Source organism: Ruegeria sp. CJ9 (genome assembly GCF_056536625.1).
This window is the reverse complement of the sequence record NZ_JBQFPY010000004.1, coordinates 1-14681: the sequence shown is the minus strand read 5'-3', so window position 1 is coordinate 14681 and position 14681 is coordinate 1. Positions and strand designations below refer to the sequence as shown.

Annotated in this window: 13 protein-coding genes; 3 read left to right on the top strand and 10 right to left on the bottom strand. The window is 59.1% G+C overall.

What is annotated here, in order from left to right; all coding sequences use genetic code 11:
• Positions 1-6: 6 nt before the first annotated feature.
• The 7 genes from ACR0AJ_RS09685 to hutI all read right to left on the bottom strand — a co-directional run bounded on the left by ACR0AJ_RS09685 (position 7) and on the right by hutI (position 6958).
• Entirely contained in the window at positions 7-432 is a 426-nt protein-coding gene (locus ACR0AJ_RS09685) for an SRPBCC family protein (protein ID WP_425081766.1), read from the bottom strand.
• Entirely contained in the window at positions 420-749 is a 330-nt protein-coding gene (locus tag ACR0AJ_RS09680; RefSeq protein WP_170362806.1) for an ArsR/SmtB family transcription factor, read from the bottom strand. Before ACR0AJ_RS09680 ends, ACR0AJ_RS09685 begins: the two co-directional genes overlap by 13 nt.
• A gap of 46 nt (positions 750-795) precedes the next feature.
• Complete coding sequence (serB, locus tag ACR0AJ_RS09675) at positions 796-1674, bottom strand: phosphoserine phosphatase SerB (RefSeq protein WP_480740731.1); 879 nt, start codon at positions 1672-1674, stop codon at positions 796-798.
• Between the two features lie 70 nt (positions 1675-1744).
• Positions 1745-3430, bottom strand: coding sequence for a urocanate hydratase (gene hutU / locus ACR0AJ_RS09670; protein WP_170351121.1), 1686 nt, complete (start codon positions 3428-3430; stop codon positions 1745-1747).
• On the bottom strand, positions 3427-4224 hold the full coding sequence (gene hutG, locus ACR0AJ_RS09665; RefSeq protein ID WP_170351122.1) for an N-formylglutamate deformylase: 798 nt from the start codon (positions 4222-4224) through the stop codon (positions 3427-3429). The genes hutU and hutG overlap by 4 nt, the downstream gene beginning before the upstream one ends.
• Positions 4224-5753, bottom strand: coding sequence for a histidine ammonia-lyase (hutH, locus tag ACR0AJ_RS09660; protein WP_480648637.1), 1530 nt, complete (start codon positions 5751-5753; stop codon positions 4224-4226). Before hutH ends, hutG begins: the two co-directional genes overlap by 1 nt.
• Positions 5750-6958: an imidazolonepropionase gene (gene hutI, locus ACR0AJ_RS09655; protein ID WP_480740730.1), complete on the bottom strand. Its 1209-nt coding sequence runs from the start codon at positions 6956-6958 to the stop codon at positions 5750-5752. Before hutI ends, hutH begins: the two co-directional genes overlap by 4 nt.
• 82 nt (positions 6959-7040) lie before the next feature.
• Here hutI and ACR0AJ_RS09650 point away from each other — a divergent pair, with 82 nt between their 5' ends.
• From ACR0AJ_RS09650 to ACR0AJ_RS09640, 3 genes are all read left to right on the top strand, one after another.
• Positions 7041-8396 (top strand): formimidoylglutamate deiminase, encoded by a 1356-nt coding sequence (locus tag ACR0AJ_RS09650; protein ID WP_480740729.1) that lies wholly within the window; start codon positions 7041-7043, stop codon positions 8394-8396.
• Between the two features lie 13 nt (positions 8397-8409).
• Positions 8410-9114 (top strand): GntR family transcriptional regulator, encoded by a 705-nt coding sequence (locus ACR0AJ_RS09645; RefSeq protein ID WP_170351126.1) that lies wholly within the window; start codon positions 8410-8412, stop codon positions 9112-9114.
• A gap of 82 nt (positions 9115-9196) precedes the next feature.
• Positions 9197-10714 carry a malonate--CoA ligase gene (locus ACR0AJ_RS09640; protein ID WP_480567289.1) on the top strand — a complete coding sequence of 506 codons (1518 nt, stop codon included), beginning with the start codon at positions 9197-9199 and terminating at the stop codon, positions 10712-10714.
• Here ACR0AJ_RS09640 and ACR0AJ_RS09635 read toward each other — a convergent pair.
• From ACR0AJ_RS09635 to ACR0AJ_RS09625, 3 genes are all read right to left on the bottom strand, one after another.
• The gene (locus tag ACR0AJ_RS09635) at positions 10711-11439 is read right to left on the bottom strand and encodes a metallophosphoesterase family protein (protein WP_480740728.1); all 729 of its coding nucleotides are present in this window, start codon (positions 11437-11439) and stop codon (positions 10711-10713) included. The genes ACR0AJ_RS09640 and ACR0AJ_RS09635 overlap by 4 nt on opposite strands.
• 116 nt (positions 11440-11555) lie before the next feature.
• Complete coding sequence (gene serA, locus ACR0AJ_RS09630) at positions 11556-13151, bottom strand: phosphoglycerate dehydrogenase (RefSeq protein WP_480740727.1); 1596 nt, start codon at positions 13149-13151, stop codon at positions 11556-11558.
• Positions 13152-13209: 58 nt separating this feature from the next.
• A complete protein-coding gene (locus ACR0AJ_RS09625) occupies positions 13210-14364 on the bottom strand; it encodes a phosphoserine transaminase (RefSeq protein WP_480663954.1) in 1155 nt (384 codons plus the stop codon).
• Positions 14365-14681 lie beyond the last annotated feature (317 nt).

Here is a 14681-nt window from a genome sequence, read left to right as displayed (position 1 = left end):
AAAATCTTAAAACTGAGCTTCCAGCTTGCGCAGTGACGAAGTCCAACCCTGATTGTGGTTGGCCGCGACCTCGGCATCGGCCAATTCGCGGTGATCAAGAACCAGCTTTGCACCAGCTTCCGTCGCTGTGACCGTCAGCGTCACGTGGCTTTCCGCTCCGCGCTGATCCTGATCGTCATGCCAGCCCCAGGTGAACCCCACAGAATTCGGCGGATCAACATGGGTCACCTGCCCGGATACTTTGTATCGCTGCCCTTCGGCATTCACCATGACCGAGTGCCACGGCCCAAGGCGTGAAAAATCCAAATCATGTTCGGGCACATGCATCCCTTCGGGGCCCCACCACTGCAACAGCTTTGCACCATCGCTGATCCAGGCAAACAGGTTTTCCTGGGATGTGGGAAACGCGCGTTCCAATTTCAGGTCGGCCATGAATTCTCCCTTTCAATCAAATCGTTCAAACGGTCGAGGCTGCTTTCCCAGAATTGCCGTTTCGAGATGGTCCATTCCGCGATGGTCCGCAGCCCCTCGGGCTGGATGGAATACATGCGTTGACTGCCCTGCACTCGCTGCTGCACCAGCCCGGCGGCGCGCAACACCTTCAGATGGCGCGAGATCGCGGCCCCTGACATGCCGCGCCCTTCTATCAGGTCACCAGCGGGCAGTTCACCGTCTTGCATCAACTGCTCGACAATCGAGAATCGGGTGGCATCGGACAATGCCGAAAATGCGGTCAGAAGCGTGTTCATGACCATTGTTTAACATTTTTGTTAAATAAAGGGAAGCCCCTTGCGATCAGACCTCGGTAAAGACCGCGCGGGAATAGCCCTGCAGGTACAGCAATGCCGTCAGATCTCCGTAATTGATCCGAATATCGCATTTGGCGGCGACCGAAGGTTTGGCATGCAGCGCCACACCGGTTCCGGCCCGGCTCAGCATGCCCAGATCATTGGCGCCATCGCCCACGGCAATCACGTCGGCCTCGGACAGGCCCAGCCGCTTGGTAATCTGCGCCAGCGCATCCACCTTGGCCTGTTTGCCCAGAATCGGGCGCTGTACATCGCCGGTCAGCTTGCCCTTTTCGGCCAGCAATGTATTGGCGCGGTTTTCATCAAAGCCAAGCAGATCAGCCACCCTCGCGGTGAAGGCCGTAAACCCACCCGACACCAGGGCCGCATAGCCCCCGTTCAGGCGCATCGTCGCAACCAGTTCCTTACTGCCCGGCATCAATGTAATGCGTTCGTTCAGAACCTTGTCGATCACCGCCTCATCCAAGCCCTTCAGTAGGCCAACACGTTCAATCAGCGCACCTTCGAAATCAAGCTCACCATTCATGGCCCGCGCGGTAATGTCTTTGACGCGATCGCCCACGCCCGCCTCATCGGCCAGTTCGTCAATACATTCCTGCTGGATCATGGTGCTGTCCATATCGGCCAGCAGCATCAGCTTGCGGCGTTTCCCGAACGGCTGCACGATCAGGTCGACCTCTAACAACTGCAGCTCTGCCCAGACGTCCCACTGATTATCAGGCAGCTCGGGAAACGTGAACTGCGCCGCCTCATCTTCGCTGAGCCAAACCAGATCGCCCCCGCCCCACGCGTTGCACAACGACTCGACCAAAGCCTGCTCGAGCTTCGGCATGTTCGGATTGGTCAACAGAGTGGCTACGTACATCATCGGTCTCCTGCAGGCTCCCCCGCGCATAACGCAGGGGCCGCCAATTCACCAGAGACAGTTGATATGTTTACCCCAGAATGCCAGGCAACCGCAGCCCATGGGCGCGGGCGCAATCCTTTGCAATGTCATACCCCGCATCCGCATGCCGCCACACGCCCGAGGCCGGATCGTTCCACAGCACCCGTTCCAACCGTCGGGCCGCGTCCTCGGTACCATCGGCACAGATCACCACACCCGCATGTTGAGAGAACCCCATGCCGACCCCACCACCGTGATGCAGCGAGACCCAGGTCGCGCCGCTGGCGGTGTTGATCAGAGCATTCAGCAGCGGCCAATCGCTTACGGCGTCAGACCCGTCCAACATCGCCTCGGTCTCGCGGTTCGGGCTAGCGACGGAACCGCTGTCCAAATGATCCCGGCCGATCACGACCGGCGCTTTCAGCTCACCATTGGCGACCATCTCATTGAACGCCAACCCGGCGCGGTGGCGGTCGCCCAACCCGATCCAGCAAATCCGCGCAGGCAGGCCCTGAAACGCAATCCGTTCCTGCGCCATGTCGAGCCAGCGATGCAGATGTTCGTTCTCGGGGAACAGCTCTTTCATCTTGGCGTCGGTCTTATAGATATCCTCGGGGTCGCCTGACAACGCACACCAGCGGAATGGCCCAATCCCTTTGCAAAACAGCGGACGAATATAGGCGGGAACGAAACCTGGGAAGGCAAAAGCGTTCTCCAACCCCTCATCCTGTGCCACCTGCCGGATGTTGTTACCGTAATCCAGCGTCGGCACGCCCGCGTTCCAAAAATCAACCATCGCGGCGACGTGTTGTTTCATCGACGCCCGAGCAGCCTTTTCCACTGCTTTAGGGTCTGTTTCACGCATTTCACGCCACTGCGCCATGGACCAACCAATTGGCAGGTAGCCGTTGATCGGATCATGGGCGCTGGTCTGATCGGTGACAATATCGGGAAACGGGCGGATGCCCTCGTTTCCTCTTTTGAAGATTTCTGGGAACACCTCAGCCGCGTTACCTAACAGGCCCACGGATTTTGCCTCGCCCGCTTTGGTCCAACGATCGATCATCTCCAGCGCTTCGTCCAGAGTCTCGGCCTTTTCGTCGAGGTATTTGGTGCGCAGGCGGAAATCGATACTGTCTGGGTTACACTCGACCGCCAGACAGCAGGCACCGGCAAAAACGGCGGCCAGCGGTTGCGCGCCCCCCATGCCGCCCAAGCCCCCGGTCAGAATCCACTTGCCGGTCAGGTCGCCGCCATAATGCTGGCGCCCGGCCTCGGCAAAGGTCTCATAGGTGCCCTGAACGATGCCCTGCGTGCCGATGTAAATCCACGAGCCAGCGGTCATCTGGCCGTACATCATCAGACCCTTCTTATCGAGCTCGTTGAAGTGATCCCAAGTTGCCCAATGGGGCACTAGGTTGGAATTGGCGATCAGCACGCGGGGCGCGTCCTTGTGCGTCCGCACAATGGCGACCGGCTTGCCGGATTGAACGATCAGGGTTTCGTCCTCTTCCAGATCCTTCAAACCGTCCACAATAGTGTCGAAATCCTTCCACGTGCGGGCCGCGCGGCCGATTCCGCCATAAACCACCAGTTCATGCGGGTTTTCGGCCACGTCCGGGTGCAGATTGTTCATCAACATCCGCAGCGGGGCCTCAGTCAGCCAGCTTTTGGCGTTCAGCTCGGGGCCTGTCGGCGGATAGATATCGCGCGTGTTCTTGCGAGGGTCGGTCATGGGATCGTCTCCAATGCAGTGTCTTGGATGGCTTCCAGAATATCGCGCAGCCAACGACGTAGGCGGTCGGCCTTGGCAGTGTCATAACTCCACGGGGCGGCCTCGGCTGTCAGGTAAGTGGATTGCGCCAGTTCCATCTGTATGGCGTGCAGACCGTCGGCCGGACGGCCATAGTGGCGGGTCGTCCAGCCACCCCGGAACCGCCCGTTCAGAACGGTGCTGTAGGGCGACGATGCGGCAAATTCATGTGTAATAGACTCTATGTCTGGCGCACAGGTCACTCCCCCATCCGTCCCGATATTCATGTCGGACAACATGCCTTCAAACAGAAATGGAATGCGACTGCGGATCGAGTGGCAATCGAACAGAACAGCCACGCCGTGCTTTGCCCGCACGCGCTCCAACTCTTCGGCAAGCGCGGCATGATAGGGTACATGGAAGGTTTCGCGCCTCTGACCGATCTCATCCTCTGACGGTTCCTGCCCGTCGCGCCAGATCGGTTGCCCATCGAAATCGGTCAATGGCACCAGCGTTGTCGTGTTTTGCCCTGGGTAAAGCGAAACACCGTCGGGATCGCGATTGGCGTCGATGACATAGCGATGAACATGCGACTGAACCACCGTCGCACCACTCAAAAGCTTATCATAGAGCCTGTTTATGTGCCAATCCGTGTCCCCCAATGCACGCCCAGTGTCATTGAGACGAGCTGCAATGTCATCCGGCACATAGGTCCCGCCATGCGGTTGTCCCAAGACGATAGGGCCATCCCCGTGATGCACGCTAACCACCTGCATCACACCACCTCGGGCATTGGGGTGCCAACGGCCCGTAGGATCGACGCCCCGGCTACCAGTTGTTTCGCGGTCTCCAAGTCAGGGGCCAAATAACGATCTTCGGTCAGGGCCGGAATGTCAGCCCGCAACCGAGCAATGACCTGCTTCAAAGGCCCGCTGGTGACCAGCGGCGCGCGAAATTCAACCCCTTGAGACGCACACAGTAATTCCACACCCAGAATGTAGTTCAAATTCTCGACCATTCGGATCAGGCGCCGCGCACCATGGGCCGCCATCGAAACATGATCCTCCTGGTTGGCCGAGGTGGGAGTGCTGTCGGTGACACAGGGATTGGCGAGGTGCTTGTTCTCGCTCATCAACGCAGCCGTGGTGACCTCGGCAATCATAAGGCCAGAATTCAACCCCGGATCAGGGGTCAGGAAAGGCGGCAGATCAAAGCTGAGCGTCGGATCCACCATCAGGGCAATGCGACGCTGCGCGATAGCACCGATCTCGGACACGGCCAGCGCGATCATATCAGCGGCGAACCCTACAGGTTCAGCATGGAAATTCCCTCCCGAGACAATCCCGTCGGCCAGAACCAGCGGATTGTCGGTGGCTGCGTTGGCCTCAACCTCAAGCGTGGCGGCGGCCTGCCGCAATACATCCATTGCTGCGCCCGTGACCTGCGGTTGACAGCGGATGCAATAAGGATCCTGAACGCGGGTGTCGCCCTCACGGTGACTTTCCCGAATTTCCGACCCGTCCAGCACGGCGCGCATGGCGCTGGCGGCTTCGGTCTGGCCACGATGACCGCGCAAAGTGTGAATTTCAGGCCGCAGGGGTGCGGTGGACCCCATGATCGCATCGGTCGACAAGGCGGAAACAACCAGCGCACTTTGCGCCGCACGCCAAGCCTCGAACACCCCAGCCAGGGCAAAGGCAGTTGAAAACTGCGTGCCGTTGATAAAGGCCAGTCCTTCCTTGGGACCTAGTTGAATAGGCTCTAAATCAACTGTTTTCAGCGCTTCAGCCCCCGGCAAAACAGTGCCGTTCACCTCCGCCTCTCCCGCGCCAATGATCACCGCCGTCATATGGGCTAGTGGCGCCAGGTCGCCCGATGCCCCAACCGAACCCTGTGCCGGAATCACCGGAGTGACCCCGCGGGCCAGCATCTGCTGCAACAGCTCGATCAGCTCCCACCGCACGCCCGATGCACCGCGACCGAAGGACAACAGCTTGAGTGTCATCATCAGCCGGGTCAGCCTTTGCGGTATGGCGGGACCAACACCGCAACAATGGCTGAGGATCAGGTTGCGCTGCAGGGTCGAGGTGTCCTGTGGCGCGATTTTGAGGCTGGCCAGTTTCCCAAAACCGGTATTGACGCCATAGACGGGGTCATTGCCCCGAGCCGCCGCCTGAATACGTAGCGCCGCCGCATCGACTGCGGGCTTGCAGTCAGAATCCAGTGAAACAACCGTTTGATCCCAATAGATCTCGGCCAGTTGCGCCAAAGAAACCTGACCGGGCTGCAAAATCAGAGACGTCATTCGATCCCTCCGAAAAGACGTTTATGCAGTGGGTTGAAGCCGACGCGATAGGCCAGTTCCGCCGGATGAGTGACATTCCAGATCGCCAGATCCGCCCTATGCCCCGGCGCGAGAGTGCCCGCATCGTTGATCCCCAACGCGCGCGCGGCGTTGCGGGTGACACCAGCCAGCGCCTCTTCAGGCGTAAGACGAAACAGTGTGCAGCCCATGTTCATGGCCAGCAGCAGCGAGGTCAGCGGCGAAGAACCGGGATTGCAGTCAGTCGCCAAAGCCATTGGCACTTGATGCTGGCGCAGCAGATCAACGGGTGGCACCTGCGTTTCTCGCAGTGTGTAAAACGCGCCCGGCAACAGCACGGCCGTGGTTCCGGCCTTTGCCATGGCTGATACACCATTGGCATCCAGGTATTCGATGTGATCCGCCGACAAAGCCCCGTAAGAGGCCGCCAGTTGCGCCCCCCCCAGATTGGACAACTGCTCGGCATGCAGTTTCACCGGCAGGCCCAGCTCTTGCGCCACATCAAAAACCAGGGCGATTTGTGCGGGGTTAAAGGCGATTCCTTCGCAGAACCCATCCACCGCGTCCACCAGCCCCTCGGCATGGGCCGCGCGCAGGGTTGGGATGCAGACCTCGCGAATATAGTCGTCGGGGCATTCGGCATATTCCGGCGGCACTGCATGTGCGCCCAGAAAGCTGGTTTTGACGCGGATAGGGCGGGTTTCACCGATCCGGCGGGCAACGCGCAGCATCTTCAATTCGGTCTCGGTATCCAACCCATAGCCCGACTTGACCTCAAGGGTGCTGACACCCTCGGCAATCAGGGCGTCCACGCGGGTTAGAGCATCTGACAAAAGCATCTCAGCGCTGGCGGACCGCGTGGCGTTGACCGTGGAGAGGATACCACCCCCGGCACGGGCGATGTCCTCGTATGAGGCGCCATTCAGCCGCATTTCAAACTCAGTTGCGCGGTTTCCACCGAACACCACATGGGTATGCGCGTCAATCAGCGCCGGAGTGATCAACCGTTCACCGAAATCCTCGACCGGCCAATCAGCATATTCCGGCGGCAGGTCCTGGCGTTCACCGACCCAGACAATCTTTGCCCCGTTAACGGCTATCGCTGCATCCCGACACAGCCCATAGGGCGTGCCCCCTTCTGACATCGTGGCCATCCTGGCGCTGAGTAAGACCGCTTTTCTGGTCATGGCGATTCTTTTCGGCTCCCCTCTTGTTTGATTTTTATGTATAGGTGTAAAGATATGAAGTCTACACATTATGGAAATCAAAATGCAGATTCATGCCAAGACAGCTTTATTAGGCTCTGATTGGGTTCACGATGTGCGAGTAGAAATCGACCATGGGCGTATCAGCCGGGTGCAGTACCAGGCGTCGGCATTGCCCGATGATACGCGCGTTGACGTTCTTTTGCCCGCTTTGGCAAACCTGCACAGCCACGCCTTTCAACGGGCCATGGCGGGCATGACGGAAACCCGCATGGCCGGACGCGAGAGTTTCTGGACATGGCGCAACCTGATGTATCGCTTTCTGGATCGGTTGACGCCCGACCAGATCGAAGCCATCGCCGCACTGGTTTTCATGGAGATGCAGGAGGCCGGGTATGCCTCGGTCGGTGAATTCCACTATGTCCATCACCAACCCGGCGGCGCGGCCTACGATCAACTCTCGGAACTAAGCCAGCGTATCTTTTCCGCCGCACACCAGTCAGGGATCGGTCTGACTCATTTACCGGTCCTCTACACCTATGGCGGCGTTGCGCAGGACAAGCTGTCAGGTGGGCAGTTGCGGTTCAGCAATGATGTGTCCCGGTTTTTGAATTTGGTGGATGATTGCCGTAATAAACTGCCAAGCACTGACTCTATATTGGGGGTTGCGCCACATTCCTTGCGCGCAACTTCACCGACAGACCTGCGCGAACTGCTGCAAAACACACCCAAGGGTCCGGTCCATATCCATATCGCCGAACAGGTTCAGGAAGTCGCCGACGTACAATCCGCGTTGGGCCAGCGTCCGGTGGCCTGGCTGCTGGACAATGCAGACGTGAACGCGCGGTGGTGTCTGATCCATGCCACCCATATGACCGATGCCGAAACCCGCACGCTGGCCCAGTCCGGTGCTGTGGCGGGGCTGTGCCCGATCACCGAGGCCAATCTGGGCGATGGTATTTTCAACGGCGCGACCTACGTCGCAGAAAATGGACGATTCGGGGTCGGATCAGACTCTAATATTAGGATTTCCTTGCCCGAAGAACTGCGCACCCTGGAATACTCCCAACGTCTGCGTGATCAACAGCGGGCGGTCCTGGTACCGGGCGAAGGCTCGGTCGGGCACGCTCTTTATACCGGTGCCGCGCAAGGTGGTGCGCAAGCACTTGGACGTAACGCTGGTGAGATTGCCGAGGGCAAGTTAGCTGATCTGCTGGCCATTGACCGGACCCACCCGACGCTCTGCGCATTGACGGACGATCAATTGCTGGATGGACTGTGTTTTGCCGCCCCTGATGGGCTGGTAATTGACTTGTGGTCTGCCGGACGCCACATGGTGAAACAGGGCCGCCACGTCGCACGTGATCAGATCATATCCGCCTATAGATCCGCGATTGCGGGCCTGCTGGCCTCGGTCTAAAGGAACGGTCATCATGCCCCAATCCAGTGACACCACCAGCTACAAAGACATCAAGAAAACCGTTCTGTCCCGCATCCGATCGGGCGAGTGGCAGCCCGACTCTCTGTTGCCCAACGAACAGGATCTTGCGGTCGAGTTTTCCTGCACCCGCACAACAGTGAACCGCGCCCTGCGGGAGTTAGCTGACGAGGGCTATCTGGAACGCCGGCGCAAGGCTGGTACGCGGGTGTTGAGCGCACCGCAGCGACAGGCCCGTTTCACCATCCCCATGGTCCGGGACGAGGTTGAGGCGATGGGCGGCACGTATCGCTATGCGCTGGTTTCTTCTAAGTTAGAGACTGCTCCGGAATGGCTAAGCGCCCGATTGGCTCTGTCTGCGGGGCAAAGCGTGATGCATGTTCGCTGCATGCATTTCAACGGCAACACGCCGTTTCAGTTTGAGGATCGCTGGATCGTCACGGCCTCGGTCCCGCAGGTGGAGCAGGCAGATTTCTCGCAGATCGGACCGAATGAGTGGCTGATCCAGACCCTGCCCTTCACCAATGTCGAACTGAGTTTTCTGGCCAGCCGTGCCGATACAACACTCGCTGGGTTTCTGGACGTCCCCGAAGGAGAACCGGTCTTTACCGGAGAGCGCATCACCTGGTTGCAAGGTCAGCCCGTGACCTTTGCCAAGATGTTCTTTGCCGCCGGGTATCGCATGACCACGCAATTCTAAACCGCGCCCGGATTTCTCTTTACCCTCTGCTCAATCCGATACAGATTCACCCAAGATTAAGCAGGCGCAAAGGAAATACGAAATGGGTAACCCGCTGTACGAACGGCTGTTTGGCATTCACGCGGGCAAACACACACCGTTTCTTCATCTTCCTGATGGTCAGATCCTGACCCATGCCGATTTTCTGGACATGGCCGCGCAGATCGCCAATACCCTAAGCGGATACGAACTTGAGCCCGGTGAACGCGTGGCCGTACAGGTGGAAAAATCGCCCCAGGCGCTGGCGCTCTATGCTGCCTGCGTGCAGACCGGATTGATCTTTCTGCCGCTGAATACCGGATACACCACGGCCGAGTTACAATATTTCATCGAAAACAGCGGTGCGAAACTGGTTGTCTGTGACGCCGCAAAAGAACAGGGGCTGGCCCCTATCGCCGCCGCCCAAAACGCCCGGTTAGAGACGCTCAACGCCGATGGTTCGGGAAGCCTTATGCGGCGGGCGCTGGGGATGTTGCCCGCGTTTGAGCCGGTCCAGCGGTCCGAGGATGATCTGGCCGCATTCCTTTATACTTCGGGCACAACCGGACGATCGAAGGGCGCAATGCTGACGCAGGCCAATCTGCTGTCAAACGCTGAAACGCTAGTGCAGGAGTGGCGGTTCACGGCGGATGACGTGCTGCTGCATGCGCTGCCGATCTTTCACACGCACGGGCTGTTCGTGGCGACAAATGTGGCGCTGTCCGCGGGCGGGTCGATGATCTTTTTGCCGAAATTCGATCTTGAAGACATGTTGCGGCTGATTCCGCAGGCCACGACGATGATGGGGGTTCCGACCTTTTACACCCGCTTACTGGGCGATGAGCGGTTCACCGGCGATCTGACCCGACACATGCGTTTGTTCATCTCGGGCTCGGCGCCGTTACTGGCGGAGACCCATGAGCGGTTCGAGGCGCGCACTGGCCACCGTATCCTTGAGAGGTACGGCATGACCGAGACCAACATGAGCACTTCGAACCCCCATGACGGCGAACGTCGTCCAGGCACGGTAGGCTTTCCCCTGCCCGGCGTCGAACTGAAGGTGACCGACCCCGAAACCGGTGCAGACTTGCCGCAGGGTGAGATCGGCATGCTTGAGGTGCGCGGCCCCAACGTGTTTCAGGGCTATTGGCAAATGCCCGAGAAAACCGCCGCCGAGCTGCGCGAAGACGGGTTTTTCATCACCGGCGATCTGGGGCGTTTGGATGCGGACGGGTATGTCCACATCGTCGGGCGCGGCAAGGACCTGATCATCTCGGGCGGGTACAACATTTACCCCAAAGAGGTTGAGCTGGTTCTGGATGACCAGCCGGGCGTGTTGGAAAGCGCAGTGATCGGCGTACCGCACCCGGATTTCGGCGAGACCGTGCTGGGCATTCTGGTGCCCGAGCCGGGACAGACACTGGACCCCGAGGCCATTCTGGCCAACGTGCAGAACTCGCTGGCCCGGTTCAAACACCCACGCAAACTGATCGTGCTGGAAGAGCTGCCCCGCAACACGATGGGCAAGGTGCAAAAGAATTTCCTGCGTGAGGACTACAAGGACCTGTTCACCAAGGGTTAAGGGATCAGCGGCACACGGCCATCGTTGGTGAGCAGCCAGCAATCCCGGCCCTCAAACACAGCCGGAACCAACTGTCGCCCCATCCCGGCACCTCCGTCCAGATTGATCCGGTTACCGCGATGCTCAGCCTGTTCCGCAGGTGTGTGCCCATGGACCACCAGCCACGGGTGCGGTCGCGGATCATCCAGAAACTCGCCCCGTATCCAGATCAGGTCTTCCTCGGTCTGATCGGCCAGCGATACACCGGGGCGAATCCCGGCATGGACGAACAGAACCTCATCCTGGTGATGGTACGTCACCAGCCGGTTCAAAAAGTCGACATGGTCCGACGGCACTGCTGCCCTTGCACGGTCGAGAATTTTGTAAACGCGTTCTTCTTCGGTGTACGTCACACCGTATGACGCCAACGTCTCGGTCCCGCCCAAACGCGCATGCAGCCAGTGTTCGCCGATCCGCAATTTGGCCTCGGCGGTTGAACCATCGTGCATGAATCTGGCGAACATCCGGTCATGATTGCCCAACAGAAAAACCCAGTTCCGCCCTGCCTTTTGCCCAGCGACCAAAAGGTCCAGAACGCCACGACAATCCGGCCCACGATCTACATAGTCACCCAAAAACACGATCCGCGCATCCCGCCCACCGTCCTGTTCGATAAGGTGCAGCGCATTTTCAAGCATCTCTAACTGCCCGTGGATATCGCCGATGGCGTAGATGGCGGATGTCATGAAAATCCCTCGGATAAACGCGTACCCGGCTTTTGGCGCGAAATGCGTGTCAGGAAAAGAAAATACCCGCGCCTTGAGGGGCGCGGGCAAGAATTGTTCCAGAAATTCAACACTGCTTAGGCGACGTCGAACTCCAGCGGTTTGATCTGGGTGAACAGACCGGTTTCCGCCAGCTTGGCGCGCGCCTCGGCCGGGACCGGCTCGTCCACGTAAAGCAACGCAATGGCTTCGCCGCCTGCTTCCGCCCGGCCAAGGGTAAAGTTGGCGATGTTGACGTCATTGTCACCCATGGTCTGACCCAGTGCACCGATGATGCCCGGCACGTCCTCGTTGGTGGTGTAGAGCATGTGCGCACCCACCTCGGCCTCGATATTGATACCCTTGATCTGGATGAAACGTGGCTTGCCGTCGCTGAAGACCGTGCCCCCGATCGAGCGTTCGCGCTTTTCGGTCACCACGGTCACTTTGATGTAGCCTTCGAACGCACCGGACTTGTCCTGGTTGGTGGTCGAGATCTGAATGCCACGCTCTTTGGCGACGACCGGAGCCGAGACCATGTTCACCTCGGGGTTGAACTTCTTCATGATCCCCGCCACGACCGAGCAGTTCAGAGCCGCCAGGTTCATCTCGGAGGCGACACCGTCATAGAGGATGTTAATCGCCTTGATCGGCTCATCTGTCATTTGACCGATGAAGCTGCCCAAGTGACCGGCCAGCTTGATCCACGGCCCCATGATCTTGGCTTCTTCGGCGGTGACGCTGGGCATGTTCAGCGCGTTTTCCACCGCTCCTGTCAGCAGATAGTTCGAGATCTGCTCGGCCACCTGCAGCGCCACGTTTTCCTGCGCCTCGGTCGTGGCCGCACCCAGATGCGGCGTGCAGACGACGTTGGGCAGGTTGAACAGGGCGTTTTCCTTGGCGGGCTCCTCGCTGAACACATCAAAGGCGGCGCCAGCAACGTGACCGGATTGCAGCGCCTCGGACAGCGCCTCTTCGTCGACCAGACCACCACGGGCACAGTTGACGATGCGCACGCCCGGCTTGGTCTTGGCCAGATTTTCGCGGCTCAGGATGTTACGGGTCTGGTCGGTCAGCGGCACGTGCAGGGTGATGAAGTCTGCCCGCGACAGCAGTTCGTCCAGTTCGACCTTTTCCACGCCCATCTTGGCGGCTTTCTCTTCGCCCAGATAGGGATCATAGGCGATGACCTTCATCTTCAGGCCCAATGCGCGTTCGCAAACGATGCCGCCGATATTGCCCGCGCCGATGACGCCAAGGGTCTTGTTGGTCAGCTCGATTCCCATGAACTTGGACTTTTCCCACTTACCCGCATGGGTCGAGGTACTGGCCTCGGGGATTTGCCGCGCAACGGCGAACATCATGGCAATCGCATGTTCGGCCGTTGTGATCATGTTGCCAAAAGGCGTGTTCATCACGATCACGCCTTTTTTCGAGGCAGCCTCTTTGTCCACATTGTCCGTGCCGATGCCAGCGCGGCCAATAACTTTCAGGTTGTCAGCCTTTTCAAGCAGGGTCGGCGTGACCTTGGTGGCCGAACGGATGGCAAGGCCGTCATACTGACCGATCACCTCGGCCAGCTTGTCTTTGTCCTTGCCAAGATCGGGCATGAAATCCACATCGATGCCGCGATCCCGGAAGATTTGAACGGCGGTTTCGCTGAGCTTGTCAGATACGAGTACTTTGGGGGCCATATCTCTGGTCCTTGAATTGTAGGGAAGGTCCGGGCCTGATGGGGCCCGGTGAAAAAGGTCAGGCGGCTTCGGTTTGCGCCGCGATCTCGGCCTCAAAAGCCCAGGCCAGCCAAGGCAGCATCGCCTCGATATCCGAGGTTTCGACCGTACCACCGCACCAGATGCGCAGGCCCGCAGGCGCGTCGCGATAGGCGCCGATATCCAGCGCGATATTCTCGACCTCCAACCGTTTCGCCACGGCTTTGGCAAAGACTGCGCCATCTTGAATGCGGTCATCGGTGAACTTCAGGCAGACCGAAGTGTTCGACTGCGTCGCAGCATCCTCGGCCAGATTGGCGATCCAGTCGTTCCGGTCACAGAATGCATGCACCGCACCGGCATTGGCATCAGCTCGGGCGATCAGCCCTTGCAGACCACCAACCGAGCGCGCCCAATCCAGCGCGAACAGGTAATCTTCGACCGCCAGCATCGAAGGCGTGTTGATCGTGGCACCGGTAAAGATACCATCGATCAGTTTGCCACCCTTGGTCAGACGAAAAATCTTAGGCAGGGGCCATGCGGGTGTGTAGCTCTCCAGCCGCTCCACCGCGCGGGGTGACAGGATCAGCATGCCATGCGCGGCCTCACCACCCAGCACCTTCTGCCAGCTGAAGGTGGTGACATCCAACTTGTCCCAGGGCAGGTCCATCGCAAAGGCTGCGCTGGTTGCGTCACAGATCGTCAGACCCTGACGGTCATCCGCAATCCAGTTGCCATTGGGAACCCGCACACCCGAGGTGGTGCCGTTCCATGTAAACACAACGTCATTGGCGAAATCGACGGATGCGAGATCAACGATCTGCCCGTACTCGGCCGTTTTCACCTCGGCGTCGATCTTCAGCTGTTTGACAACATCGGTCACCCAACCCGAGCCAAAGCTCTCCCACGCCAGCATCTCGACCTTGCGTTCGCCAAGCAGCGACCACAGCGCCATCTCGACCGCGCCGGTGTCCGAGGCGGGAACGATGCCGATCTTGTAATCCGCCGGAATGCCCAGAACCTCGCGCGTGCCTTCAATGGCCGCCTTCAGCTTGTCCTTGCCAACGGCTGCACGGTGCGACCGACCCAGCGCGGCATCGGCCAGTTTGGACAGATCAAATGTGGGGGGTTTGGCGCAGGGGCCCGAGGAAAAACGCGGATTCGCCGGCCGCGTTGCCGGTTGTTCGATGGTCATGTGTATTACCCTTCCAGATACACGCCCCTCGTTGGGGAGGGGTGTCCCACGGACAGGGGTATGAGGCCTTCGCAGATCCAGCAAGCAAAAAAGACCGTTCACCCGCAGAAAACGACATAGGGTGGGTGCGCAATTTGGAACACAGGTTTCCTATTGGCGAAAAACCCCGCCGGTATTCCGGCGGAGCTTTGTGTTTTGTGTTTATTCTGCGTCGAGGTATGCGTCCATTGGTGGGCATGTGCAGACGAGGTTTCGGTCGCCATATGCGTTGTCGACGCGGTTGACGGGGGACCAGTATTTGTCGACGCCCATGGAGC